Raw genomic sequence first — 26,685 nt, 5'->3', positions numbered from 1 at the left:
AATGGCGGCGCCTGCCGCCGGGAGGCTCCAGGCGGCCCGTTCCGGAGCCTGCGACGCCTGCCGGGCCGCTGGGACCGGTGCCACACCCGGTCCGACTGCCCGTTCCCGCTGTCCCGGTCCGGTCGTCGGACGCACAGTCAGGCTCCACCGTCAGCACCGTCTCATCTTTGCCGTCTCACCCAGTTACACGTCGTCTCAAGGAGGAGACCATGGTCCGTACACCCACCAAGGAGGACAGGTTCTCGTTCGGCCTGTGGACGGTCGGCTGGAACGCCGTCGACCCCTTCGGCACCGGGACCCGCCCGGTGCTGGACCCCTGGGAGTACACCGCCCGGCTCGCCGAGCTGGGGGCCTGGGGCATCACCTTCCACGACAACGACGTCTTCGACTTCGACGCCTCTGACACCGAGCGCGAGCAGCGGGTCGAGCGCGTGAGGAAGGTCGCCGACCAGGCCGGCCTGGTCATCGAGATGGTCACCACCAACACCTTCACCCACCCCGTGTTCAAGGACGGGGCGCTGACCAGCAACGACCGGGGCGTGCGCCGCTTCGGCCTGCGCAAGCTGCTGCGCAACGTGGACCTGGCCGCGCAGCTGGGTGCGACCACCTTCGTCATGTGGGGCGGGCGCGAGGGCGCGGAGTACGACTCCTCCAAGGACCTGGGCGCCGCCTTCGACCGCTACAAGGAGGGGCTGGACACGGTGGCCGGCTACATCAGGTCCCAGGGCTACGACCTGCGCATCGGCCTGGAGCCCAAGCCCAACGAGCCGCGCGGGGACATCCTCCTGCCCACCGTGGGCCACGCCCTGGCACTCATCGCCGAGCTGGACAACGGCGAGGTCGTCGGCCTCAACCCGGAGGTGGGCCACGAGCAGATGGCAGGCCTCAACTACACCCACGGCATCGCCCAGGCCCTGGTGGCGGGCAAGCTCTTCCACATCGACCTCAACGGCCAGTCCGGCATCAAGTACGACCAGGACAAGGTCTTCGGCCACGGCGACCTGGCCAGCGCCTTCTTCACCGTGGACCTCCTGGAGAACGGCTTCCCCGGCGGAGGACCCCGCTACGAGGGGCCGCGCCACTTCGACTACAAGCCCTCACGCACCGAGGGCCTGGAGGGGGTGTGGGCCTCGGCGGCGGCCAACATGGAGATGTACCTCATGCTTGCGGACAAGGCGCGCGCCTTCCGTGCCGACCCCGCTACCGCCGAGCTCATGGACAAGGCCTCCGTGCCTGAGTTGGCCCAGCCCACGCTCGCCCCCGGGGAGTCCGTCGCGGACCTCCTGGCTGACACCAGCGCCTACGAGGACTTTGACGCCACGGCTGCTGGTGCGCGCGAGTACCACTTCGTCGAGCTCTACCACCACGCCATGCGTCACCTTGTCGGGTGACGCGGCCCGCCGCGTCCCCGCACCGGACCGGGGCAGGCCCGATACGCCAGACAGACTGCGAACAGACCGGACAGACAACCCTCACCTGGGCGCGCTGGGCGCGCTCGGGGGCACCCGGGAAGGGGTACTTATGACACTCGTAGCCGGAATCGACTCCTCCACCCAGTCCTGCAAGATCGTCGTCCGCGACGCCGCCACCGGCGCCCTGGTCCGCCAGGCGAAGGCCTCTCACCCTGATGGCACCGAGGTCCACCCGGACTACTGGTGGTCCGCTCTGGAGCAGGTCATTGACGGACCCGACGGCGTGGGCGGCCTGGGTGACGTCGCCGCGCTCAGTGTGGGCGGCCAGCAGCACGGCATGGTGGTCCTTGACGCCCACGGCGAGGTGATCCGCCCCGCCCTGCTGTGGAACGACACCCGCTCGGCGCAGGCGGCCAAGGACCTCATCACCGACCTCGGGGACGGCGACGCTGCCGCCGGACGAGCCGCCTGGGCTGATGCCGTGGGCAGCGTCCCGGTGGCGTCCCTGACCGTCACCAAGCTGCGCTGGCTGGCCGACCACGAGCCGCAGGCTGCCGCCCGCGTGGCTGCGGTGTGCCTGCCCCACGACTGGCTGACATGGAGACTGTCAGGGTCGCGCTCCCTGACGGACCTGGTCACCGACAGGTCCGACGCCTCAGGTACCGGCTACTTTGACGCTGAGGCCAACGTCTACCGGCGTGACCTGCTGGCCCTGGCGCTGCGGCGCCGTGAGGAGGAGGTGGACGGCATCGTCCTGCCGCGCGTGGCAGGCCCCGGGGAGGCTGCTGGCCGTGGGGGCAGTGATGTCGCCGGGCGGGACCTGTCCCACCTGGTCCTGGGACCCGGGTGCGGGGACAACGCCGGGGCCGCCCTGGGCCTGGGCCTGCGGACCGGGCAGACCAGCGTGTCCCTGGGCACCAGCGGCGTGGTCGCCGCGGTCTCGGCCGTGGCCACCCACGACGCCTCCGGCCTGGTCACCGGCTTCGCCGACGCCACCGGAGGCTTCCTGCCACTGGCCTGCACCCTTAACGGGGCCCGGGTGCTGGATGCGGCCAGGACGGTGCTGGGAGTGGGCTACGAGGAGTTCGACGCCCTGGCCCTGGCCGCGCCTGCCGGGGCGGGCGGCCTGGTGCACGTGCCTTACCTGGAGGGGGAGCGCACCCCGAACCTGCCTCGTGCCACCGGGGTGCTCACCGGGATGACGCTGGCCTCTCTCACCCCGGGCAACTACGCCCGCGCTGCCGTGGAGGGGCTCCTGTGCCTCCTGAGGGGCGGTGTCGACGCCGTGCGTTCGCTGGGGGTCGAGGTCGGCTCGGTGACACTGGTGGGCGGTGGCGTGAGGTGGGAGTGCGCCCGCAGGCTCGCGCCCGCTGTCCTGGGCGTGCCCGTGGACGTGCCTGAGCCTGGGGAGTACGTGGCCGACGGTGCCGCCCGGCAGGCCGCCTGGGTCCTGGACGGGGGCGAGGAGCCACCCGCCTGGGAGCTCGGCCCGGTTGAGCACCTGGAGGCCGAGCCGCAGCCGGAGGTGCGTGCCGCCTACGAGCGCGCTGCCGCCCTGGTGGCCTCCTCCCAGACGCCGTAGGGCGGCTACGCTCCACGTGGTGGTGCGGTGGAGTCGCGTACTACGAGGGTGGTTGCCACCTCGATGGCTGACAGTGCCCGGGAGCCGGGTGAGGTGGCCAGGCGGATGACGGTGCGCATCGCCTCGGCGCCGATGTCGACCAGGGGCTGGCGCACCGTTGTCAGCCGTGGGGAGCAGACCGTGGCTGTCAGGGTGTCGTCGAAGCCGACGACCGAGAGGTCCTCGGGCACGCGCAGGCCGCGGCGGCGGGCTGCCTCAATGACGCCGACGGCTGCCGTGTCGCAGCAGGCGACGACGGCGGTGGGCGGGGTATCGAGGTCGAGGAGCGTCCCGCCCCTGGCCAGGCCGGAGTCGTAGTCGAAGCGCCCGGCCTGGACGAGCTCGGGGCTCTGCGCGAGGCCGGCGCTCGCCAGGGCGCTGCGGTAGCCCGCCAGGCGCTCCGAGGCGGGCAGCGAGGTGGCGGGGCCGGTGACGGTGCCGATGCGTGTGTGCCCGAGCTCCAGGAGGTGGCGCACTGCCTGCTGGCCGCCGCGCTGGTTGGTGGCGCTGATGGAGGAGGTGCCCTCGGGGACGGTGGTGGCCGGGTCGACGGCGACCAGGGGGACGTGCCGTCTGCGCGCCTTCTCCGCCATCGCCGGGGTGACGCCTGTGGTCACCAGGATGACACCGTAGGAGGACGCCACCACCCCCAGCACACCACGCTCGCGCACCTCCAGGTGCGTGGGGTCAAGGTCGTCCGCTGGTGAGCCGATGTGGCTCACGCGCAGCCAGACGTCGTCGAGGTCGGCCTCCTCCAGCATGCCCCGCAGCACGTAGGCGGCGTAGTGGGTGTCGACGGTGTCGAATACCGCCGTGACGAGGCGGGAGGCGCCCTCAGTGACAGAGTTGGCGGCAGGGTCCGGTACGGCGGTCACGGCGGTGCGGTAGCCGAGCTCGCGCGCGGCTGCCAGGACGGCTGTGCGGGTCGGTGCCGAGATCACGGGGTCGGCGCGCAGCGCCTTGGAGACGGTGGCCACGGACACTCCCGCTCGGGCGGCGACGGCGGCCTGCGTGGGACCGCTGGATCGTGGCCTTGGCATGTGCGGTCTCCTTCAAGCAGTGAGCATAGGATTTCATTTATGTTCGCATAGTGGGGGCATTGAGAGGTGGGGTGTTACCTGTTTGTGACGGGATCTACCGTAGATCGCTGTTGTCTGCCGCAGGGCGTCCGGCGTACCATTGGTTTGTCGACAAAACAAACGAAAATGTTTTCGCGAGTGGACGACGATGTCCGCCCCCTCCGCCGTGCAGCACCGGCGCTGCACGGCTCGGCTCGAGAGGAGCAACCATGTACCAGCCCATCATCTCCCGCAGGCAGATGGTCGGCGGGGCGCTCGTGACGGGTCTCGCCTCGGTCCTCGCAGCGTGCGGCAGCAGACCAGGGGAGGCCGCCTCCGGTGGTACCACCGCCTGGGTCCTCACCGGTGGCCCGGAGCAGACCTTCCGGGAGTCCTTTGACCGCTGGAACACCGCCCACACCGACCGGCAGATCGCCACCGAGTGGTTCGCCAACGACGCCTACAAGGAGAAGATCCGCACCGCCGTCGGCGCGGGCAACGCTCCCACCCTCCTGTACGGCTGGGCTGGCGGGACTCTCGCCGACTACGTCGGCAACGACCAGGTCATCAACCTGACCGAGGCCACCGCTGCGGCGCAGGAGCGGATCATTCCCTCCCTGCTCGACCCCGGCAAGGTAGACGGCACGGTCTACGCCCTGCCCAACAACAACGCGCAGCCAGTCATGCTCTACTACTCCAGGCCCGCCTTCGAGGACGTCGGTGCACGGCCACCGGCCACCTGGGACGACCTGCTCGATCTTGTCCCCAGGCTCACCGCCGCCGGATACACTCCCTTCGCCGTGGCGGGCGCCTCCCAGTGGCCCTACCTCATGTGGATCGAGTACCTCACCGACCGTATCGGCGGGACCGCTCCCTTCACCAGGATCGTCGCCGGGGAGCAGGACGCCTGGTCGGACCCCGCTGTCACCGGGGCGGTGGAGAAGATCCAGGAGCTGGTCGAGGCGGGAGGCTTCGGTGACGCCTACGGCTCCGTGGACGCGGACTCCGGTGCCGACATCGCCCTTGTCCATACCGGCAAGGCGGCCATGGTCCTCCAGGGCTCCTGGGTCTACGCCAACTTCCTGACCGACGCACCGGACTTCATGAGCGCAGGAGGCCTCGGCTACACGGGCTTCCCCTCGGTCGAGGGCGGCACCGGCGACCTGTCCAGCATTGTCGGCAACCCCGCCAACTACTGGTCGGTCGCCGCCAGCAGCTCGCAGGAGGCGCAGTGCACCGCTATCGACTACCTCAACGAGGAGCTCTACAACGACGACTACATCAAGGCCCTCGTGACGGGCGGCACCATCCCCGCCGCGCTGGACGCCGACGACGCCATCGCCGCCTCCGAGCACAGCGAGTACCTCGCCTACGGCTACGACATGGTCAGGAATGCTGCCAGCTTCACCCAGTCCTGGGACCAGGCCCTCTCCTCCGCAGCCGCGCAGGAGCTGCTGACCAGTCTCTCCCAGGCCTTCCTGCGCCAGCTCACCCCTGAGCAGTTCGCCAGCAGGATGAACGCGACCCTGTGAGGGGTGCGGGGAGCCGTCTTCCAGACTCAGGGATACCGCTATGACCGTGATTACCACCCCGATTACAACCCCGCGTCGACAGAGCCGCAGCCACAGGGCACGAGGGCGCGGTGCTGGCCCCTCCGCCTGGTACGCTGCGCCGGCACTCGTCTTCTTCGGCTGCTTCGCCCTGGTGCCGCTGGCTGGCGTTCTCGTGCTGTCCTTCATGAGGTGGGACGGCCTGGGGCCGCTGTCCCCCGCAGGCACCAGCAACTGGACCCGGATGCTCACCAGCAGCACCACGCAGCACGCGATTGTCCTGACCCTGGTCATGACGGTGATGTGCTGGGTCCTCCAGACCCCGCTCAGCGTGCTCCTGGGCGTCTTCATGGCCGGGCAGCAGCGCTACCGCGCCGTGCTGTCGGTGCTGTACTTCCTGCCGCTCCTGTTCAGTGCCACCGCCGTGGGTATCGCCTTCACCGCGCTCCTGGACCCCGGCTTCGGCATGTCGCGGGCACTGGGCCTGGGTGTCCTGTCCCAGGACTTCCTGGGCGACCCCAGGCTGGCACTGCCCACCATCATGGCGGTCATCGCCTGGTGCTTCGTCCCCTTCCACTCCCTGCTCTACCAGGGGGCCGTCCGTCAGATCCCTGCCAGCCTCTACGAGGCTGCCATGATCGACGGTGCCAGCCGGGTGCAGAGCTTCTTCTACATCACCCTGCCGCAGTTGCGTAACACGCTCATCACCTCGTCTACCTTGATGATCACTGGCTCCCTGACGTACTTCGACCTCATCTTCGTCATGACGGCGGGAGGTCCCGCTGACGCCACACGTGTCCTCCCCCTGGACATGTACCTGGTCGGCTTCCGCTCCTACGACATGGGTGGAGCCAGCGTGATCGGCGTCATCCTGGTCGTCGTCGGCCTGCTCGTCGCCTGGCTGCTCAACCACGTCTCCGGCAGCTCGAGGATGGACAGCGACATGGAAGGAGCAGTGTGATGTTACTGCGTCGCTCGAGCGCACGTCCCAACCTGGTAGGCGGGCTGCTCGGCTGGGTCTGGCTGCTTGTCGCCGTTGTTCCTGTCTACTACGTTGTCGTGACGAGCCTGCGCAGGCAGGCCGACTACTACGTCGAGAACCCGCTGTCGCTGCCAGGCAGCCCGACGCTGGCAGCCTACGCCGAGGTCTTCGCCAACGACTTCTGGACCTACTTCCTCAACTCTGTCGTCGTCACGGCGGCAGCCGTCGCCGCCACCCTCCTCGTGGCCTTTATGGCCGCCTACGTGGTCGTGCGCAGCCGGACCGCCTTCTCCAGCCGGGTCCTCTCCCTGTTCCTGCTGGGCATCGCGATCCCGATTCAGGCGACCATCGTGCCCGTCTACTACCTGATCGTACAGCTCGGCCTCTACGACACCCTCTGGGCACTCATCCTGCCCTCGGTCGCCTTCGCCATCCCGATCTCGGTGCTCATCCTCACGAACTTCCTGCGTGACGTGCCCCGCGAACTGTTCGAGTCGATGAAGGTTGACGGGGCCACGGACTGGCAGATGCTCTGGCGCCTGGCCGCCCCCATGTGCCGACCCGCGCTCGTGACCGTGGCGATCTACGACGCCCTCAACGTGTGGAACGGCTTCCTCTTCCCCCTGGTGCTGACCCAGAGTGCAGACAGGCGTGTCCTGCCGCTGTCACTGTGGAGCTTCCAGGGAGCCTTCTCCTCCAACACGCCCGCCATCCTTGCCGCTGTCGTGCTCTCCGCCCTGCCGCTCGTCCTCGCCTACGCGCTGGGACGCCGCCAGATGGTGGCGGGACTGACGGCTGGCGTCGGTAGGTAGCCGCAACGAACCACCTTCGGTGCGGGGACACCGCCCCGGCTCACCCTCAGCAACAGAAACGAGTATCCATATGCCCACAGTGATCCACGTGTCCCCGGCTGGCTCCGACACCGCCTCCGGCGACGCCGCCACACCGCTGCGCACTATCAGCCGGGCCGCTCGCGTGGCCATGCCCGGCGACACCGTCCTCGTCCACGACGGTACCTACCGTGAGTGGGTGCGGCCCCCGCGGGCGGGTCGCGGCGAGGACCAGCGGATAACCTTCGCTGCCGCTCCTGGTGAGCGCCCGGTGGTCAAGGGCTCTGAGCCCGTGACTGGCTGGGAGCGGGAGGACGGCGCCGCGTGGCGGGCTGTCCTGCCCAACGCCATGTTCGGCGACTTCAACCCCTTTGCCGAGGAGGTCGAGGGCGACTGGATCGTGTACGAGTCCCGGCAGGCACCGCGAAAGCACCTGGGTGAGGTGTACCTGGACGGGCGCGGCATGGACGAGGTCACCAGCCGTGAGGAGGTGGACGCCCCGCCGCGCCGGACCCAGGACGTGGACCAGTGGACCGGTACACCGGAGCCGGTGCGTGACCCCGAGTGGACCCAGCGTGTCTGGTACGCCGAGGTCGGGGAGGAGGCCACCACCGTGTGGGCGAACTTCGGCCAGGTGGACCCCAACGAGGTGCTGGTCGAGGTCAACGTGCGCCGCTCGGTCTTCTACCCGGACATGCACCACATTGACTACATTACGGTGCGCGGCCTGGAGCTGGCGCAGGCGGCCACCCCCTGGGCGCCGCCGACAGCCGACCAGCCGGGGCTGATCGGACCTAACTGGGCCAAGGGCTGGGTGATCGAGGACTGCGACATCCACGACGCCAGGTGCTCTGCCGTGTCGCTGGGCAAGGAGAACTCCTCCGGCGCCAACTGGGCCGCCGAGCGCCTGGACAAGCCTGGCTACCAGTACCAGCTGGAGTCGGTGTTCTCCGCCCTTCGCGTGGGCTGGTCCAAGGAGCTGATCGGCTCGCACGTGGTGCGCCGCAACCACATCCACGACTGCGGGCAGGCCGGTGTCGTCGGGCACCTGGGCTGCGTGTTCTCGGTGATCGAGGACAACCACATCCACCACGTCGCCACCAGGCGAGAGTTCTACGGCTACGAGATCGCCGGCATCAAGCTGCACGCCGCCATCGACACCGTCATCCGCCACAACCTCATTGAGGACTGCACGCTGGGCACCTGGTTGGACTGGCAGGCTCAGGGAGCACGGGTGACCCGCAACATCTACCGCAGCAACACCCGCGACCTGTTCATCGAGGTCAGCCACGGTCCCTACCTGGTGGACCACAACGTCCTCGCCTCTCCGGTCAGCCTGGAGGGGCACTCCCAGGGCGGGGCCTACGTCAACAACCTCCTGCTCGGTGTGGTCGCCAATCAGTCCGTCATCGAGCGTCCCACCCCCTACCACCTGCCGCACTCCACGCAGGTGGCTGGCTACGCGGCCGTCCGTGGTGGCGATGACCGCTACATCGCCAACCTGTTCCTGTCCACCGTGGGGGAGTCCGCCTTCGTCAACCCGCCCGTCCACCGCAGGATCAGCGACGGCACCGCGCTGCTTGACGGCCATCCCCACGGCGTGGACGCCTACCTCGCCCAGGTGAGCGACCCCTCCCAGGGGGACCACCAGCGCTTCGAGGGGGTAGCGCTTCCCGTGCACGTGCGCGACAACGCCTACGCCAACGGTGCCCCCGCATATGAGGCGGAGACACGTGCGACCCACCTGGGGGAGGTCCGTGCTGTCATCAAGGACGTGGGCGGCGGTGTCGTGCTCGCCGTCGAGCTGCCGGAGGCCTTCGGCCAGGCAGCCTCGCTTCCGGTCGCGGGCCGTGACCTGGGACGTGCCTGGTACCCCGGCGCCGCCTGGGAGGACCCCGACGGCTCCGAGGCCGCTGCCGACGTCGACCTGACCGGCCAGGTCAAGGAGCGCGGCTGCGCCTACCCGGTCGGCCCGCTGGCCTGCCTGAGGCCGGGAGCCAACCGCCTGCGCCTCTGGTAGCCCCGTGTGCTCTGGTAGCCCGTGCAGACTGGGGCACTCGTCAGGGGCGCAAGGGTGTCTTCCTCGTAGAAGGACGTTGGGACGACACAGGCAGGGCCGCCAGGGGGTAGCGGCGAGACTGCCCCTGTGAGTGCCGTCATATTTTCTGGGTGAGTGGGGCATAGCTGTTTGAGCAGTTCCACCTCAGCGGGAACCGTGACAGGGGAGCTGGCGCGGATCTTGTCAGGGTGGATGGAGTACGTCAGCAAGGGCTGGAGCCGTGCCAGTCTGCCTGTACGTTCGGAGCGCCACGGTGCGCGAGCTTGGCTCGCGTCACTCTGCTCTGGCTAGACGGTTTCCGCCCAGGCGGGAACCGTGCCAGGCAGGCTCGCGCCGCTGCGTCTCACCTGGAACAGCCTCAACGAAAGGTCCGTGCTCCGCAGGTCGTCTGGGTGGGCCTGGCGAGTCCCGCTGGCTGCGGCCAGCAACGCCAGCCAGGGGCAGACCGTCCGGGTGGGCCTGGTGAGTCCAGGGGCGCAACCGACCGCAGTCCCGCCTGGCTTCCAGGTGCTGCTGTGGCCCGTGGCGCCACAGGCGCGGGACCTCGTACCTGCGGCAGCGGAGCAGGTGCCCGGGCGCCCCGGCTCCCGGACCGGTATCCTGTGTGGGAGGAGGGACGGGGACATCGGCCCCTGGCAGCGGTTCGCGGCCTGTGTTGCTCACAGCGGGCGCAGCCATGCATCAAGGAGGATGCCCATGAGTGTCGTGGTGGTGGGGTCGCTCAACGTGGATCTCAACGTGACTGTGGAGCGTCTGCCCGGGCCGGGGGAGACCCTTCTGGGCGCTGGTGGCCGCACGAGTCCCGGCGGCAAGGGGGCCAACCAGGCGCTCGCCGCCGCCCTGCGCGGGGCCGAGGTGCGCATGGTGGGGGCCGTCGGCGACGACGCCAACGCTGCCGTCGCCCTGAGCCGCCTGTCACAGGTGGGCGTGGACACGTCCCTGGTGGCTGGCCTGGATGCGCCCACGGGGCTGGCCGTGTGCGTGGTGGATGGTTCTGGGCGGAACACCATCGTCGTCGTCCCGGGCGCCAACGGGTTGGTTGGCACCGCCCAGGTGGAGGCGGCCGCGCCAGCGATTACCCGTGCCAGCGTCCTGGTGCTCCAGGGAGAGGTTCCTCCTGGCGCGGTGGCTGCGGCCGTGGGTGTGGCGTGCGGACAGGCTGGTGGGGGCGGGGCCGGGCTCCCCGGGCGGCCTCGTATCCTTCTCAACCTTGCTCCCGTCATCCCGCTGGAGGCGCAGGTTGTGCGCCTGGCAGACCCTCTGGTGGTCAACGAGCACGAGGGCCGACTGGTCCTCACGGAGGTCTTCGGGCTCGTCCCGGCCTCCTGGGAGGGGCGGGACGACCCGGACGTCGCGGTGGCCCGCGCCCTCCTGGCCCAGGGCCTGGCCTCGGTGGTCATGACCCTGGGGGAGCGGGGCGCGGTCGCGCTGGAGGCGGCAGAGCCCGACAGGCTGCTGGCCGTCCCCTCGCCCCGGGTGGCGGTGGTGGACACGGTGGGTGCCGGGGACGCCTTCGTGGGTGCGCTGGCGGCCAGCCTGGCGGCGGGTGGCACGCTCGCCCAGGCTGTGGAGACCGGGGTGCGGGTGGGGGCCTACGCCTGCACTGGCCGTGGCGCCCAGGACTCCTACCCGGGGCCCAGGGACGAGCTGCCGCGGTAGCGGGGTGCGGTATCCCGGCTCCGCTCGTGCCAGTGCGGTACATCCTCCTTAACATCCTCCTCACGCCCGGGGGCGGGCGTGAGGGCCGCTGCACGCCCCAGCACCTCCAGGGCCAGCTCTTGACGTCCGAGGGTGGACGTGAGAGCATGGATGTAGTCCATTCGACGATGAATGTATATACACCAGGTTGGTGCGTCAGCCCTGGTGGGTCTGCCGGAGCAAGGAGGCTCTCGCGTGGCACGGATAGACAGCACTACGGACAGCGGCACAGGCAGGAGCACCTCGAGCAGGCCGGGCAGGCAGGGTGGAGGCCGGAGGGTGCGGGCAGGGGTGAGCGCGGTCTGGCGCCGCCCAATTCTGTGGCGCACGGTGGCGGCGGCGGTGCTGGTGGCCGTCTGTCTCCTGGGCACCCGGTTCGTCTCGCCCTCCGAGGCTGAGGCGATCCTGTCAGGTGACAGCGTCGACCCCGTCGACTACGCGACGGACACCTACTCCGACGTCGTTGCCTACGTGGAGGATAACGCGGTCCCCCTTCCCGAGCTCGCGGCCGATCTGGAGGCTGACGAGGACGCTGCCGCCGAGCAGCACGGCCAGCGTGACGGCGAGGCCGCCTACACCTACGCCACCACCTTCAGCGGCATCGTGGGTGGGGGAGGCTTCGGCACCGTCTCGGTCCAGGTGGACGGCATGCCCCGGGGTGTGGCCGTCTACGTGCCCACCGGGCCGGCACTGACCGGGACGGCGCTGCGGGACGTCACGGGGGAGACCACCTTTGACATGTTCACCAACCAGATCGACTACGCCCAGGTGGGCATTACCCTCAACGAGCAGGTCCGCGACGACGTCCTAGTCCCAGCGGACCTAGCCTCGCTGGGCGGGAGGACGGTCACCGTGACCGGCGCCTTTGCCTATTCCGACCCCCAGGCCATCACCGTCGTGCCCGTAAGCATCAAGGTCGGGTCATGACGGCGGGGCGGCCGACGGCGCCCACTCGGCCAGTGGTCCTCGCGGGGCGGGGTGTCACCAAGGCCTATGGGGCCACCCACGCGCTGCGCGGCGTGGACCTGGAGGTCCACCAGGGCGAGGTTCTCGCCCTCATTGGGGAGAATGGAGCCGGGAAGTCCACGCTGATGAAGATACTCTCCGGCGTGGAGCAGCCCAGCTCGGGGACCGTCGAGCTCGACGGGCAGCCGGTGCTCCTCGCCTCCCCGGCGCAGGCGGTGGCGCTGGGCGTGGCGATCATCCACCAGGAGCTCAGCCTGTGCCCCAACCTCTCCGTGGTGGACAACATCTTCCTGGGTCGCGAGCTGGCTGGGCCCACCGGTGTGGCCAGGCGCCGTGAGCGCGAGGCCACCCGCGCCGTCCTGGAGCGGTTGGGGGAGGAGATCGACCCTGGCGCCCTGGTGGGCGACCTGAGCCTGGGCCAGCAGCAACTCGTCGAGATCGCCCGCGCCCTGGACGAGGACGCCCGAGTACTCATCATGGACGAGCCCACCTCCGCCCTGTCCGCCTCCGAGGTCGAGGTCCTCTTCAGTGTCATCCGCGACCTGACCTCCCGTGGCGTCGCCGTGGTCTACATCTCCCACCACATGGACGAGTGCTTGGAAGTCGCGGACACTGCCGTCGTCCTTCGGGACGGCAGGCTGGTGGCCAGCCGTCCCGTGGCGGAGGTGGACCTGCCCTGGATCGTGCGCACCATGGCCGGACGCGACCAGTCTGACCTTTTCCCCGCCATCACGGCGAGCCCGGGACAAGTGGTTCTCCAGGTGGAGGACCTTGTGGTGCCCGACCCAGCCAACCCCTCCCGCCTCGCGGTGGACACGGTGTCCTTGAGCGTGAGGGAGGGCGAGGTCGTCGCCGTCTACGGGCTCATGGGCGCCGGGCGCACCGAGCTGCTAGAGACCCTGGCCGGCCGCCACCGCCCGGCCGCAGGGCGGATCCTTCTGGACGGGCGGGACGTCACCGCTACCTCGGTGGCCGACAGGATCGACCAGGGCGTGGTCCTGGCGCCGGAGGACCGCCAGGCTGACGGGCTGGTCCAAGTCATGAGCGTGGGCTCCAACATGTCGCTGGCCGCCCTGAGACGCCTCACCCGGGCGGGCACCATCCACAGGCGGCGGGAGGCCGCCGAGGTGGGCAGGGGGATCGAGGCAGTGCGGGTCAAGACGGAGTCCGCCTCTGCACCTATCACCTCCCTGTCCGGCGGCAACCAGCAGAAGGTGGTCCTGGCCAAGGTGCTCATGACTGCCCCGCGCCTGGTGCTGCTGGACGAGCCCACACGGGGCGTGGACATCGGCGCCAGGTCGGACATCTTCGCCACGACGGCGCAGATCGCCGGATCCGGCGCCGGAGTGCTCCTGGCCACCTCCGAGCTGGCCGAGGCTCTGCAGGCCAGTACCAGGCTCCTGGTCATGGCCCGGGGGCGCCTGGTGGCTGAGCTGGACCCGTGCACCGCCACCCGCGACCAGGTCATGGCCGCCACGGGTGAGCAGCTGAGGACCGCGTGACAGCCGCACCTGCTCGCCTCGCCGGAGTGATGGCACGACCGTCGCGACTACCGCGTCCGTCCGACTGGGCCTCACCCGCACCACCTCGCGACTGACCCTCATCACCTTCATCCCCTCACGCAAAACCCACTCAGGATATCTACCCAGGACGGCCGCCCATGACCACCCCGACCACCTCATCCACTCCGCCCGGCCCGACGCCCTCGTCGGCCCAGTCCACCCCTCCTGACGCACGTCTGGCGCGTACCGGCCTGCGCGTCGGCGACCGCAGCCTGGGAGAGTTCCTCATGGCGCAGCGCGCCTTCATCGCCCTCATCGTCCTCGTCGTCGTCTTCGCCTCGCTGTCCAGCAGCTTCCTGGACCCGACGAACCTCGTGTCCATGACCAAGCACGTGGCCTACAACGCCCTGCTCGCCCTGGGAATGCTCCTGGTCATCCTCACCGGGGGCATCGACTTGTCGGTGGGGTCGGTAGTAGGCCTGACCGGCGTGGTCGCGGGTGTCATGCTGCGTGGGACGCACCTGTCCCTCCTGGACCTCAACGCCTACCCTTCGGTACTTGTCGTCGTCATCGTCGCCCTGCTCGTGGGAACAGGAGTGGGTGCGCTCAACGGTCTCCTGGTCACCCGTTTCCGCGTGGCCCCCTTCATCGCCACCCTCGGCTCCCTGTACATGGCTAGGGGGGCCGCTCTGCTCATCTCTGGCGGGGAGACCTACTCCGACCTTGACGGCGCGGAAGGGCTGGGCAACACCGGATTCTACGTTCTGGGCGTCTCACGGTTCCTGGGCCTGCCTACCTCGGTGTGGCTCATGATCGTCCTCGGGGCGCTCGTGGCGCTCCTGGTCGCCCGGGCGCCCTTCGGGAGGTGGTTGTACGCCGTGGGTGGCAACGAGCGGGCCGCTGAGCTCTCCGGGGTGCCGGTGAACCGGGTGAAGATGCGCGTCTACATGGCCTCAGGGTTCTTCGCCGCCCTGGCCGGGCTCATTATCGCCTCAGAGCTGACAGCCGCCGCCCCCGCGGCGGGCGAGACCTACGAGATGAACGCCATCGCGGCGGTCGTCATCGGCGGGGCCTCCCTGGCCGGAGGGCGCGGGGACGTCAAGGGGGCGCTTATCGGCGCCTTCGTCATCGGCTTCCTCAACGACGGGCTGGTGCTGGTCGGGGTCTCCTCGTTCTGGCAGACCTTCCTCAAGGGTCTGGTCATCGTCCTGGCCGTGGTGCTCGACCAGGGCCAGCAGCGCCTGGAGCGCTCCCGGGCCGCCGCCCAGGCCGCCCGCAGCGTCAGGCTGGAGGCCGAGCGGACCAGCCTGGGCGGAGAGGCCAGTACGGGTGCGCGGGCCGGTCCGCCTGGCGAGACAGGCGAGGGTGCCGCGAGCGCCCGGCGGCCGCAGGCGCAGACCCGGACACAGACCCAGGCCCAGACCGAGACCCGGACGGAGGCGGCGGCCTCCCGGTCGGCTTCCCTGCCGACAGCGACGGATGACAGGGAGGACCCGCAATGACGCCCCGGACACCCCTGACAGTCCTGCCGGCTCTGCCCGCTCCTCCGGCGGCCTCGGCCGCGCTGCTGGCCGGGACACCAGCCGCTGCGCTGACGCCCGGTGCAGCTGCTGTGGTGCCCACGCGGCGCAGCCTCCTGAGGGCCTCGCTGGTCGGCTGCGTCGCGCTGCCGGCGCTGGCTGCCCTGGGCGCCTGCTCCTCGCGGGGCGCGGACTCGGACTACATCGCCGTCATCACCCCGGCCCACGACAACCCCTACTTCAAGACCGAGGCTGACGCAGCCGTGGACAGAGCGCGCGCCCTGGGGTACGCGGCCACGGCCTTCTCCCACCGCGACGACGTCAACGTGCAGTCCGAGCTCATCGACTCCGCGGTCTCCCAACGCGCGGCGGCCATCATCCTGGACAACGCGGGCGCTGACTCCACCGAGGGGGCCTCCCGCAGGGCCGTGGAGGCCGGGGTGCCCGTGTTCCTCATCGACCGCGAGATCAATGAGGCGGGGATCGTCCAGGCCCAGATCGTGGCCAACAACTCCCAGGGGGCGGCGCTGGTGGCCCAGCGGCTGGCCGAGGAGCTTCAGGGAAAGGGGCGCTACTACGAGCTGGTCGGGCGTGAGACCGACACCAACGCGGCGGTGCGCTCCACGGCCTTCCACTCTGTGCTGGACCAGTACGAGGGCCTGGAGCTCGCTGGCCAGGAGACCGCCAACTGGGACCAGCAGGAGGCCTACACCAAGGTGGAGACCCTGCTGCAGCGCGACAGCGGCATCCAGGCCATCATCTGTGGCAACGACACCATGGCCGTGGGGGCGGTGGCTGCTGTCCAGCAGGCCGGGCGCACTGGTGACATCGTGGTGGCCGGGTTCGACGGCAGTCCTGACGCCGTGGACGCCATCAAGGCGGGCACCATGCTCGCCACCGGCATGCAGCCCGCCGTGCTCATCGCCCAGATGGCGGTGGAGCAGGCCCACGCCTACGTGACCGGTGGCAGTACCGGGAAGAGGGAGAAGCAGCTCGTGGACTGCGTGCTCATCGACGAGTCCAACGCGCAGGGCTACACCCTCTTCGAGATGGAGGAGGACTCCTAGGGTCCGTCGCGACAGTGGTGCGGGGGCGGGGAGCCAGACGGGCAGGACTGGTGCTGCGCAGTGTCGTCTGCTAGTCTGAGCACAGACATCATTCAAAGATGAATGCTTATTCTCTCCTGTCCGTCGCCCGTGTGGCGGCCCGCTGTCCTCACAGAGGAGCCTTCTGATGAGTACCCCCTACATCCTCGCCCTCGACGAGGGCACCACCAACGCCAAGGCCCTCGCCGTGGCGCGTGACGGTACCGTCCTGGCAGCAGGGTCGGCACCCGTGCCCGTGGCCTACCCGCGCCCCGGCTGGGTGGAGCAGGACGCCGACGCCGTCTGGAAGGCTCAGGTCGAGGCGATCAGGGCCTGCCTCGGGGGTCTCGACGCAGTCCCGGAGGGTGTCGCCATCTCCAACCAGCGCGAGTCCGTGGTTGCCTGGGACGCGCGCACCGGTGCCGCGCTCGGCCCCGTCATCGGCTGGCAGGACTCCCGTACCGCCGAGTTCTGTGACTGGCTGCGTTCCCCGGAGCGCGAGCTCGCCGTGTCCGTGGCCACCGGCCTGTCCCTGGACCCTATGTTCTCCGCCCCGAAGATGCGCTACCTGCTGGACCGGCTCGGTGCCAGTGCCGGGGCCGTGGACGGGCAGGTGCGGGTGGGCACGGTCGACTCCTGGCTGGTGTCACGCCTGACCGGCCAGGACTCCTACGTCATCGAGGCGGGTAACGCCTCGCGCACCCTGCTGCTGGACCTGTCCACGCTGGAGTGGTCGCAGCCCATGTGCGACCTCTTCGGCGTGGCCAGGGAGATTCTGCCCCAGGTGGTGGCCTCCAACGCCGACTTCGGCTCCACCAGGGGGCTGGAGGTGCTTCCCGACGGGGTGCCGGTGGTTGGAGTGCTGGGCGACTCCCACGCCGCGCTGTTCGGACACGGCTGCCGTACCCCTGCCGAGGGCAAGGCCACCTACGGCACTGGCTCCTCCGTCATGGTGCCCGCAGGTGCGCAGCCCTCCGTGCGCCGGGGCGTGTCCACCACCCTGGCCTGGTTGACCGAGGAGCCCGTCTACGGTCACGAGGGCAATATCGTCGCCTCTGGGACTGCCATGGACTGGACCGCCCGGCTCCTGGGGGTGGAGGCGGGCAGGGGCCTTGACGCGCTGGCGGCTACCGTGGAGGACGCTGCCGGTGTCAGCCTGGTACCCGCCTTCACCGGGCTGGGCGCCCCCTGGTGGGACCGCCAGGCCGTGGGCGTCATCACCGGCGTCACTGCTGGTTCCAGCCGCGGGCACCTGGCTCGCGCGGCCCTGGAGAGCGTGGCCCACCAGGTCGCCGACGTCGTCGATGCACTGGGGGCGCAGGACCTGACCGTCCTGCACGCCGACGGCGGGGCCACCGCCTCCTGCCTGCTCATGCAGACCCAGGCCGACCTGCTGGGCCGTGACGTCATGGTCAGCGCCGATGCGGAGATCTCCGCCCTGGGCGCAGCCCTTATGGGTTTCACCCGCCTGGGCTGGGAAGTGCCGACACCCCTGCCGGGCCAGCAGGAGCAGGGCGGCAGGCGCTACCACCCGGTGCTCGACGAGCACCAGCGCTCCTGCGCCCGCACCCGGTGGTCCCACGCTCTGGCCCGCTCCCGCCTGGCCCCCGGCTCGTGAGCCCTCACGGTGGCCCCGCAGCCGGGCGGGGTGCCAGAAGGCCCCGGATGCTGCTGGCCGCCCACCGCAGCCAGTCCACACCTGAGACCGCCAACCATTCTCGGACCACACCACCAGTCGGGGGAGATGACACACCATGACTACGGCGACTACGGCGACTACGGCAACTACAGCGACTACGGCAACTACAGCGACGAACACGACCCCTGCTGCGGCGACAGGCGCTGCAGCAGGCCCAGGGATGTGCCCGGGGAGGGTCCAGGCTGCTGCCAGCCCCGTCTTCGGGGCGGTCCTGTGGAACTTCGCTGCCTACGTGGACCGCTACGCCGTGGACTGCTACGGGGAGGCCCGCTCCACCATCAAGCAGATTGAGCTGGCTGCGCGGGTGGGTGACATCAGCTATGTGGACCTCAACTACCCTCTCACGCACAGTGTCAGTCTCGGCGACGTCAAGGCGGCCCTGGAGCGCACCGGTATCGCGGCCATCGGCGTCACCCCGGAGATCTACCTGCGCGAGCACCAGCCGGGGGCCTTCACCAACCCCGACCCGGACAGGCGGGCCTCCGCCATGGCGATCATGCAGGGCGCGGCCGACGTGGTACGCGAGCTCGGCGCACGCTACGTCACGGTCTGGCCCGGCCAGGACGGATTCGACTACCCCTTCCAGGTGGACTACGCCGAGCTGAACCGCCTGGCCGTCGACGGCATGCGTGACCTGGCCCAGGCCAACCCTGACCTGCGGTTCGTCATCAAGTACAAGCCGCGTGAGCCGCGTACCCACATGCTCTGGTCCTCCGCGGCCAGGACAGTACTGGGCATCCAGCAGACGGGGGTGGACAACGTGGGCGTGCTGCTGGACTTCGGCCACGCCCTGTTCGGCGGGGAGTCCCCCGCTGAGGCCGCCCAGCGCGCCGTCCACGACTCCCTTCTGGGCTGCATGGCCTGAGCCGCAAGGAAGCACCTGAGCCGAGCAAAAGGAAAGGAGACCTGCTGTCATGACTGTCTCGGCCGACCTGCCCGTCATCGGGCGCACCGCACCTGGAGCCTCCCGGGAGGAGGTGATCAGCCACCTGAGGGAGGGGGCGCGCCTGATCCGCCGTAAGGCCCTGACCAACATCGTCAGCGCCGGGATGGGCCACGTGGGCGGGGAGATGTCGGTCATTGACGCCCTGGCCGTCCTCTACCTGCACTCGGCCAGGATCACCCCGGACAACCTGGAGGACCCCGACCGCGACCGTGTCATCCTGTCCAAAGGGCATGCCGCCAACGCCCTGTACACGACGCTGGCGGCAGCCGGAGTCATCCCTGTCGACCAGCTAGACACCTTTGTCCAGCCGGGCTCCGCCCTCAACGGGCACCCCTCCCGTACCTCGGTGCCCGGCGTGGAGGCCAGCACGGGACCGTTGGGGCACGGCCTGCCTGTCGGTGTCGGGGACGCCGTCGCTGCCAAGATCGACGGCTCACCCCGACGCGTGTTCGTCCTCACCGGCGACGGCGAGCTCCAGGAGGGATCCAACTGGGAGGCCCTCATGTTCGCCTCTCAGCAGCAGCTGGACAACCTGTGTGTGCTGGTGGACCGCAACCGTCTTCAGCAGGGTGCCCGGGTCGAGGACACCAACGACCTGTCCCCGTTGGACGACAAGGCCCGAGCCTTCGGCTGGGATGTCATCGAGGTCGACGCCCACGATTACGGACAGCTCCTTGACGTGTTCGCAGGGGTCCCCTCCGCCAGCGGGCGGCCCACCTTTGTCATCGCCCACTCGCACAAGGGGCACCCGATCTCGTTCATGTCTGACTCGGTCGCCTGGCACCACAGGCTGCCCAGTGACGCCGAGGTGGAGCAGGCACTGGCAGAACTGGAGGCGCTGATATGACTACCATCACTGAGACAGGGCGCATGTACGACTGCCGACAAGCCTACGCGCAGACCCTGCTGGACATCGCGCGCCATGACGAGCGGCTTGTCGTGGTTACCAATGACTCCGTGGGGTCCTCGAGCCTGGGTGAGTTCCGTCAGGAGATGCCTGGTCGGGTCGTCAATGTCGGCATTGCTGAGCAGAACCAGGTGGGAGTGGCCGCAGGGCTGGAGAACGGAGGCAAGGTCCCTGTCGTCTCCTGCGCGGGATCCTTCCTGTCCGCCCGCGCCACCGAGCAGGTCAAGATCGATACCGCCTACTCCCGCCGTCACGTGCTGCTGTGCGCCCAGTCGCCGGGCCTGGCCTACGGGGCGCTAGGCTCCACCCACCACAGCGCAGAGGACGTGTCGATCATGCGCGCCATCCCGGGCATGACCGTCATCGTCCCGGCGGACCCGGCTGAGACCGCAGGAGCCGTGCGCTGGGCTTACGAGCAGCTCGACGGTCCGGCCTACATCCGCGTCTCACGTATGAAGGTGCCTGCCGTCCACGCCGAGGACTACGCGTTCACCCCCCGGGCGGTCGTGCTCCACGAGGGAACGGACCTGACGGTGATCGCCAACGGCGTCACCGTCCACCGGGCGGTCCAGGCCGTGACACAACTGGCTCGGGATGGGGTCAGTGCCCGGCTGCTGTCGGTGCCTGTGGTCAAGCCGCTGGATGAGGAGGCCGTCCTGGCCGCCGCCCGCGAGACCGTAGGGATCATCACCGTGGAGGAGGGGACTGTCAAGGGTGGCCTGGGTGGTGCTGTCGCCGAGCTGACCTCCAGCCGGCACCCTGTGCCAGTCAGGAGAGTCGGCGTGCCCGACGAGTTCGCCCCCACCGGCTCCGAGTCCTGGCTCATGGACCACTGGGGCATCAGCGTTGAGGGCATTGTCGCCGCGGCCAAGGACCTGCTCGTCTGAGCACAGGAGCTGTCCAGGTTCTTGTCCCGCAGCGGGGCCTCCAGGCAGCGCCGACGTTGACGGCCCGGCGTGCACCTGGTGGCCCCGCTGTGCCGTGGTGCTCCGGGGATGCGCTCTGCCGACTGTGCCCGCCGTCTGGACGCACGATCCGTGCCCGGTACGTCCTGGCAGTGAGGTAATGGTTCCGTCGACCTCGTGCCACCGGAGCCACTGTTGATCTCTAGGGACCACCCAGATGCTAATTCAGCTTGGCATACAGATGACATTCGGGTGGGTGAGATGAGGGCGGCTTGGTCCAGGCTTCGCAGGTCTCGGGCGTGCGACCCCTATTTTTAGGGTGAGATTGCGGCATGTCTGGGAGGGGTGCGTACGTGGGGGGAGGCGGGGTGGGTTGACACAGAGATGAGAGGGGGATAGCATAAGGTGTAGACATTCGGTACTGAATACTGATTCATCAACTCAAGGGCGAGTGTGAGGAGTACCTTCATGTCACAGGACCAGATATCGACGATCTTCCGCGATCACTTCGCGGGAAGGCACGTTGTCGTCACTGGCGCCGCAGGAGGCATCGGCCTGGGCGTTGCTCGGGCCTTCGCGGGCTGCGGGGCGACGGTGCGTGTCGCTGACCTGTCCGGCGCAGTGCTCGATGTGGCTGAGGATCTGCGCAGCGAGGGGCTTGCGGTTACTGCCGAGCAGCTCGACGTGACCGACGACCCCAGCGTGCGAGCCTTCTTCCGGCGTGTCGGCGAGGACTTCGGCAGGCTCGACGTCCTGGTCTCCAACGCGGGCGTCATCGAGATCGAGAGGCTGGAGGACACGACGACCGAGGGGTTCGAGCGTGTCCTGCGCGTCAACACCCTGGCTCAGTTCATCGCCGCCCGGGAGGCTGCGCCTTTACTGCGCAGGGCCGGCGGGGGGTCGATCATCAACGCGGCCTCGGCCCAGGCCCGTCACGGCTTCATCTACACCCCCGGCTACGCCGCCTCCAAGTTTGGTGTGCTGGGACTGACCCAGTCGCTGGCCAAGGAGCTGGCTGCGGACGGTATTCGGGTCAACGCCTACTGCCCGGGCATCGTGGTCACGGACATGTGGACCTACAACGACGGGAGGTGGGGCTCCCTGCTGGGCGGCTACGAGCCGGGTGAGCTCGTGGCTGAGTGGATAGACAAGATTCCCCTGGGCCGTGCGGCAACCAGGGAGGACGTCGCCAACCTCGTCCTCTTCCTCGCGTCCGACGCTGCCGGGTGCATCACGGGCCAGGCCGTCAACGTTGACGGCGGCATGGAAATGAACTGACCGGGTGCGGAGGAGAACTCAGATGTCGTACGTACAAGCCGTGGCGCACGGCTCGGTCCAGCCGGCCACGCCTCGCTGGGGAAGGCTGGCCGAGGCTCTCAAGAGCACCGGAGGGGCGGTGATAGGGCTTGTCGTCCTTGTCGTCGTCCTGTCCCTAGTCGCCCCCGGCTTTGCCACCTCGCGCAACCTTGTCAATATTATCGACCAGGTGACGACCCTGGGTATTGTCGCTATCGGTGGGACCGCTATTATTATCACCGGCGGTATCGACCTGTCGGTGGGGTCGGTCATGGCACTGGCGACGATGGTGCTGGGCTGGTTGTCGCACGACGGCGGCTGGCCCATGTGGGCGGCTATGGTCGCTGCGGCGCTTGTCGGTACCGTGTGCGGCGCCGTCAACGGCGCAGCAGTGACGGTCGCCAGGCTGCCGCCCTTTATCGCGACGCTGGCCATGATGTCTGTTGCGCGCGGCCTGGCCAACCTCATCACGGACGGCCAGCAGATCGTGGGCTACCCCGACTGGTTCTTCAGCCTCTCCTCCCAGAGGTACCTGGAGTTCTTCTCGGTCACGGCCGTGACGCTGGTCGTCATCGCTGTCGTGTCAGCAGTGTGGTTGCGGTCACGGCCCTCGGGGCGGGCACTGTACGCGATCGGGGGAGGTGAGGAGGTCGCCCGGCTGGCTGGTATCCAGGTCAGGCGGGTCGTGACGGCTACCTACGCCATTGCGGGAGCCCTGGCCGGGGTGGCAGGGATCATCCTCGCTACGAGGCTCGACTCCTCCCAGCCCAGCGCAGGGACAGGGCTTGAGCTCGACGTGATCGCGGCCGTCGTCATCGGCGGAGCGAGCCTGACCGGCGGGGTGGGGAGCATATCGGGGACCGTCGTCGGCGTGCTCATTATCGGCATCCTTCGAAACGGTCTCAACCTTCTTGGGGTGTCGCCGTTCATTCAGGCCATTCTCATCGGCCTGGTTATCGCCGTTGCGGTGATGGGTGACGTCCTCAGACGCAGGAACTAGGCAGGACCAGCGGAAGGAAAGGGGTCCTCCATGAGACGCAAAGAATTTATCAGGCTTGTTGGGGCCGGGGTGGCCGTCGCGGCCGCCGGCCCGCTGGCTGGCTGCCGCTCGAGCCAGTCCTCCGGTGGGAGGAGGATAGGGCTGGCCGTCGCCAACCTCCAGGCCGACTTCTTCAACCGTATACGCCAGTCTGCGGAGGCTGAGGCTCAGGCCCAGGGCGCGCAGATCATCGTCGCAGACGCAGGAGGCGACGCCGACAAGCAGGTCAGCCAGGTCCAGGACCTCATCAGCCAGCAGGTCGAGGCAGTCATCTACATCCCGGCCGGGGCCACCGCAGCAAGCGTCCCCGTCCGTAACGCCCGCGCCCAGGACATCCCGGTCGTGACGGTTGACCGAAATCCGGACGGAGAGCCCGGAGACACCTTTATCGCCACCGACTCCGTGGCGGCGGCCCAGGTCCTGGGCGAGTGGGTCGTGGAACGTACCGGCGGTGCCGGGACGCTTGGAGTCATCCAGGGGCAGGTTGGGACCACCCCGGAGAACGACCGGGACAAGGGGTTCAAGAACGGGATCTCCGGCTCCCAGGTCACTGAGGTCGCGCGTCAGGCCTCCGAGGGCTGGCACCAGGACGAGGGCTTTGACATTGCACAGGACATGCTTCAGGCCCACTCAGAGATCGACGTCATCTTTGGCCGCTCTGACGCTCTTGCACTGGGTGCGGCGCAGGCAGCCCGGGCAGTAGGGCGTGACGACATCCTCATCGTGGGGTTCGACGGCGACGACGCCGGGCTCCAGGGGGTCAAGGACGGCACGATCGCCGCGACCATGGTCCAGAAGACCATGTACATGGGGCAGCTGGCGGTTCAGTCCGCTCTGCGGCTCATCAATGGGGAGACGGTCGAGCCCGAGCAGCTTCAGGAGGGGAGTCTGGCCACGCCTGACAACGTCGACGAGTTCATCGGTGAGCACCCATGAGGTGGACAGCGACTGGCGCGGCTCACGGGAGCCTGACGGGTGTGGTTGACAGGGACGCTGACAGCGGCGCAGCCGGGAGCGTACCGCTGCTGTCCGTCAGGCAGGTGGGCAAGCGCTACCCGGGAACAGTAGCGCTGACGGGTATCGACCTGGACGTCCGTGCCGGCGAGGTGGTGGCGCTGCTGGGTGAGAACGGGGCCGGGAAGTCGACGCTGGCGAGGATCATCGCAGGCGTCGAGGCCCCGACCAGCGGGACGATGGAGTGGCAGGGGCGTGCCTACGCCCCGACCTCCCCGCTGGACGCCATCCGTGCCGGTGTGGGCATGATCCACCAGGAGATGCGGCTCCTGCCGGATCTGACGGTGGCTGAGAACGTGTTCGTCGGACGGTGGCCCCGCCTCGCGCGGGGCAGTGTCGACCACAGGGCGATGCGAGAGGAGGCGCGCGGGCACCTCGAGCGGCTTGGCTTCTCCAGACCGATGTCCACCCTGGTGCGCGACCTCAGCGTGGCCGGGCAGCAGCAGGTGGAGATCGCCAAGGCGCTGTCGCAGCGCTCACGGCTCATCATTCTCGACGAGCCCACCGCAGCCCTTGGGGGCGAGGAGACCCAGGCGCTGTTCGCGTGTGTCCGCGATCTTCAGGCTGACGGGGTCGCGTTCGTCTACGTCAGTCACAGGCTCGCTGAGATCGCACAGATCGCCACCCGGGTCGTGGTCCTGCGTGACGGCACACAGGTGGCCCAGCACGCAAGCGCGCGGGTCCCGCCTGAGGATCTGGTTGCCGAGATGGTGGGACGAAGGGTCGACAGGCTGTTCCCGCCTCTGACCACTCCGGGTGAGCGGGTGGTGCTGCGCGCCAGCGGGATCACCGCCGCCAACGGGTTCGTCAGGGACGTCGACCTTGAGGTGCGCGAGGGCGAGGTCCTCGGGATCGCAGGTCTCGTGGGGGCGGGCCGTACTGAGCTGGTCCGGGCGGTGGCCGGGGCGGACACGACGGCCAGCGGCACCGTGTGGGTGGAGGGCAGTCGGCTGCGGGCACGCTCCATCAGGGCAGCGAAGGCCGCGGGTCTCGTCATGGTCCCCGAGGACCGCAGACGGCAGGGGCTGCTTACCGAGGCGTCCGTGCGGGAGAACGTGAGCCTGCCGAACTTTGACAAGGTATGCGGGCCGTCCGGGTGGCTGAGCAGATCCCGGGCCAAGGCGCTGGCCAACGACGTCATATCGCAGATGGGCGTCAAGGGCGACCCCGGCAAGAAGGTCGGGCAGCTCTCCGGAGGGAACCAGCAGAAGGTGGTCATCGGAAAGTGGGTCGCGCGGTCTCCCAAGGTCGTCATCCTTGACGAGCCGACTCGTGGGGTCGACGTGGGCGCCCGTGCCTCCGTCTACGAGGTAGTTGACCAGTTGCGGCGTCGTGGCGTCGCTGTCGTCGTGGTGAGCTCGGACCTGGAGGAGGTGATCGGGCTGTCTCACCGCGTCATGGTGCTCAGCCGGGGGCGGGTCCAGGGAGTCCTTGACCACGAGGAGGCTGACGGGGAGCGAATTATCTCGATGGCTACCCGTTGACCAGGCCGTTGGCTGGTGGTCTGAGCGGTACCAGTTCTACGGCGGCCGTGCGGGCAGGGGAGACGATCGGGGACGGACCAGAACAACCAGGCGAGATCACCGTCACTGGTGATGCTTCCGCGCCCACAGGTAGTGGGGCCTTGGGCAGGAGAAAGGCATGAACGAAGGGAGCTCGTATGAGCGTCAACGACACCAGCACCACTAGCAGCGCCGACGTATTTGACATCTCCGGCAGGGTCGCTGTCATCACTGGGGCGGCCTCCGGAATCGGCCAGGCAGTCGCCAGGCACCTGGCCGCCTGCGGGGCCAGGGTGGCCTGCGCCGACCTGCCCGGCGAGCCCCTGGAGGCCGTCGTCGAGGACATCACTGCGGCAGGCGGTAGCGCCGTCACCGTCCCCTGGGACGTCACCGTGGAGGAGGAGGCCGAGGCCGCCGTCGCCACCACCCAGGACAGGCTCGGTCCGCTGACCCTGGCCTTCAACGCCGCAGGAATCGCAAACGCCACCCCGGCCCTGGACATGTCACTGTCCCAGTGGCAGCGCATGTACGACGTCGACTGCACCGGCGTCTTCCTGGCCAGCAGGGCCCAGGGCCGGGCCATGATTGCGGCCGGCGGGGGATCGATCGTCAACGTCGCCTCTATGTCGGGCACGATTGTCAACCGGGGCCTGGTCCAGGTCCACTACAACTCGGCCAAGGCGGCGGTTATCCACCTGTCGAGGTCCCTGGCCATGGAGTGGGCACGCCAGGGGGTGCGGGTCAACACCATCAGTCCCGGCTACACCGCCACACCCATGAACACCCGGCCCGAGGTGGCCGAGCAGGCCAGGCAGTTCGCCGAGGACACCCCCCTGGGACGCATGGCCCAGCCGGAGGAGATGACTGGTCCTGCCCACTTTCTCCTGTCCGACGCCGCCAGTTTCCTTACCGGCCACGACCTTCTCGTCGACGGAGGCTTCACCGCCTGGTGACATGACGACGTCTCAGGTACCTACCAGTGGCGTACCTGAGACACGCCTGGTACGTACGGGCGGGTCTGCCAGCCGTGCCTGCAACCGGGTGCGCTGGGGCTGGTGGCTTCACGGGTAGATTGGGAGTGCCCTGGTCCCGTC

21 protein-coding genes are annotated in these 26,685 nt (G+C 69.1%); 20 read left to right on the top strand and 1 reads right to left on the bottom strand.

Annotation, left to right across the window (positions count from 1 at the left end; translation table 11 throughout):
* The first annotated feature begins 209 nt into the window (after positions 1-209).
* Both xylA and CWS50_RS09530 read left to right on the top strand, forming a co-directional pair.
* On the top strand, positions 210-1,391 hold the full coding sequence (xylA, locus tag CWS50_RS09535) for a xylose isomerase (protein WP_127842604.1): 1,182 nt from the start codon (positions 210-212) through the stop codon (positions 1,389-1,391).
* 130 nt (positions 1,392-1,521) lie between these two features.
* Positions 1,522-2,994 carry a xylulokinase gene (locus tag CWS50_RS09530; RefSeq protein ID WP_127842603.1) on the top strand — a complete coding sequence of 491 codons (1,473 nt, stop codon included), beginning with the start codon at positions 1,522-1,524 and terminating at the stop codon, positions 2,992-2,994.
* A gap of 5 nt (positions 2,995-2,999) precedes the next feature.
* Here the strand turns inward: CWS50_RS09530 and CWS50_RS09525 are convergent, their stop codons facing one another.
* Positions 3,000-4,073, bottom strand: a complete 1,074-nt coding sequence (locus tag CWS50_RS09525; RefSeq protein WP_127842602.1) for a LacI family DNA-binding transcriptional regulator — start codon at positions 4,071-4,073, stop codon at positions 3,000-3,002.
* 248 nt (positions 4,074-4,321) lie between these two features.
* On the opposite strand from CWS50_RS09525, the gene CWS50_RS09520 reads away from it, so the two are divergent.
* The 18 genes from CWS50_RS09520 (at position 4,322) to CWS50_RS09435 (ending at position 26,544) form a co-directional block, all read left to right on the top strand.
* The gene (locus CWS50_RS09520; RefSeq protein WP_127842601.1) at positions 4,322-5,623 is read left to right on the top strand and encodes an extracellular solute-binding protein; all 1,302 of its coding nucleotides are present in this window, start codon (positions 4,322-4,324) and stop codon (positions 5,621-5,623) included.
* Positions 5,624-5,663: 40 nt separating this feature from the next.
* Positions 5,664-6,602: a carbohydrate ABC transporter permease gene (locus CWS50_RS09515; protein WP_127842600.1), complete on the top strand. Its 939-nt coding sequence runs from the start codon at positions 5,664-5,666 to the stop codon at positions 6,600-6,602.
* The gene (locus tag CWS50_RS09510) at positions 6,602-7,435 is read left to right on the top strand and encodes a carbohydrate ABC transporter permease (RefSeq protein WP_127843387.1); all 834 of its coding nucleotides are present in this window, start codon (positions 6,602-6,604) and stop codon (positions 7,433-7,435) included. The genes CWS50_RS09515 and CWS50_RS09510 overlap by 1 nt, the downstream gene beginning before the upstream one ends.
* 70 nt (positions 7,436-7,505) lie before the next feature.
* Entirely contained in the window at positions 7,506-9,473 is a 1,968-nt protein-coding gene (locus CWS50_RS09505) for a right-handed parallel beta-helix repeat-containing protein (protein ID WP_127842599.1), read from the top strand.
* Between the two features lie 735 nt (positions 9,474-10,208).
* Positions 10,209-11,171: a ribokinase gene (locus CWS50_RS09500; protein WP_127842598.1), complete on the top strand. Its 963-nt coding sequence runs from the start codon at positions 10,209-10,211 to the stop codon at positions 11,169-11,171.
* Positions 11,172-11,501: 330 nt separating this feature from the next.
* Entirely contained in the window at positions 11,502-12,137 is a 636-nt protein-coding gene (locus tag CWS50_RS09495; RefSeq protein WP_164860118.1) for a DUF2291 family protein, read from the top strand.
* Positions 12,134-13,678 (top strand): sugar ABC transporter ATP-binding protein, encoded by a 1,545-nt coding sequence (locus CWS50_RS09490; RefSeq protein WP_127842596.1) that lies wholly within the window; start codon positions 12,134-12,136, stop codon positions 13,676-13,678. Before CWS50_RS09495 ends, CWS50_RS09490 begins: the two co-directional genes overlap by 4 nt.
* Before the next feature lie 158 nt (positions 13,679-13,836).
* Complete coding sequence (locus CWS50_RS09485; protein ID WP_127842595.1) at positions 13,837-15,180, top strand: ABC transporter permease; 1,344 nt, start codon at positions 13,837-13,839, stop codon at positions 15,178-15,180.
* Positions 15,177-16,265, top strand: a complete 1,089-nt coding sequence (locus CWS50_RS09480) for a D-ribose ABC transporter substrate-binding protein (RefSeq protein ID WP_127842594.1) — start codon at positions 15,177-15,179, stop codon at positions 16,263-16,265. The genes CWS50_RS09485 and CWS50_RS09480 overlap by 4 nt, the downstream gene beginning before the upstream one ends.
* A gap of 166 nt (positions 16,266-16,431) precedes the next feature.
* Positions 16,432-17,901: an FGGY-family carbohydrate kinase gene (locus CWS50_RS09475; protein ID WP_127842593.1), complete on the top strand. Its 1,470-nt coding sequence runs from the start codon at positions 16,432-16,434 to the stop codon at positions 17,899-17,901.
* Between the two features lie 241 nt (positions 17,902-18,142).
* Positions 18,143-18,847, top strand: a complete 705-nt coding sequence (locus CWS50_RS09470) for a sugar phosphate isomerase/epimerase family protein (protein ID WP_243118272.1) — start codon at positions 18,143-18,145, stop codon at positions 18,845-18,847.
* 49 nt (positions 18,848-18,896) lie between these two features.
* Positions 18,897-19,775 carry a transketolase gene (locus tag CWS50_RS09465; protein WP_127842592.1) on the top strand — a complete coding sequence of 293 codons (879 nt, stop codon included), beginning with the start codon at positions 18,897-18,899 and terminating at the stop codon, positions 19,773-19,775.
* A complete protein-coding gene (locus CWS50_RS09460; RefSeq protein WP_127842591.1) occupies positions 19,772-20,722 on the top strand; it encodes a transketolase family protein in 951 nt (316 codons plus the stop codon). The genes CWS50_RS09465 and CWS50_RS09460 overlap by 4 nt, the downstream gene beginning before the upstream one ends.
* Before the next feature lie 486 nt (positions 20,723-21,208).
* Entirely contained in the window at positions 21,209-22,018 is an 810-nt protein-coding gene (locus CWS50_RS09455) for an SDR family NAD(P)-dependent oxidoreductase (protein ID WP_127842590.1), read from the top strand.
* 22 nt (positions 22,019-22,040) lie between these two features.
* Positions 22,041-23,036, top strand: a complete 996-nt coding sequence (locus tag CWS50_RS09450; protein ID WP_127842589.1) for an ABC transporter permease — start codon at positions 22,041-22,043, stop codon at positions 23,034-23,036.
* Between the two features lie 30 nt (positions 23,037-23,066).
* Positions 23,067-24,011 (top strand): substrate-binding domain-containing protein, encoded by a 945-nt coding sequence (locus tag CWS50_RS09445; protein WP_127842588.1) that lies wholly within the window; start codon positions 23,067-23,069, stop codon positions 24,009-24,011.
* Positions 24,012-24,052: 41 nt separating this feature from the next.
* Complete coding sequence (locus CWS50_RS09440; protein WP_206610394.1) at positions 24,053-25,573, top strand: sugar ABC transporter ATP-binding protein; 1,521 nt, start codon at positions 24,053-24,055, stop codon at positions 25,571-25,573.
* A gap of 176 nt (positions 25,574-25,749) precedes the next feature.
* The gene (locus CWS50_RS09435; protein ID WP_127842586.1) at positions 25,750-26,544 is read left to right on the top strand and encodes an SDR family oxidoreductase; all 795 of its coding nucleotides are present in this window, start codon (positions 25,750-25,752) and stop codon (positions 26,542-26,544) included.
* Positions 26,545-26,685: the final 141 nt, after the last annotated feature.

The sequence above is a fragment of the Actinomyces wuliandei genome, assembly GCF_004010955.1.
Lineage (GTDB): Bacteria > Actinomycetota > Actinomycetes > Actinomycetales > Actinomycetaceae > Actinomyces > Actinomyces wuliandei.
The sequence above is the reverse complement of the archived record's forward strand: the minus strand, read 5'-3'. Positions and strand labels throughout refer to the sequence as shown.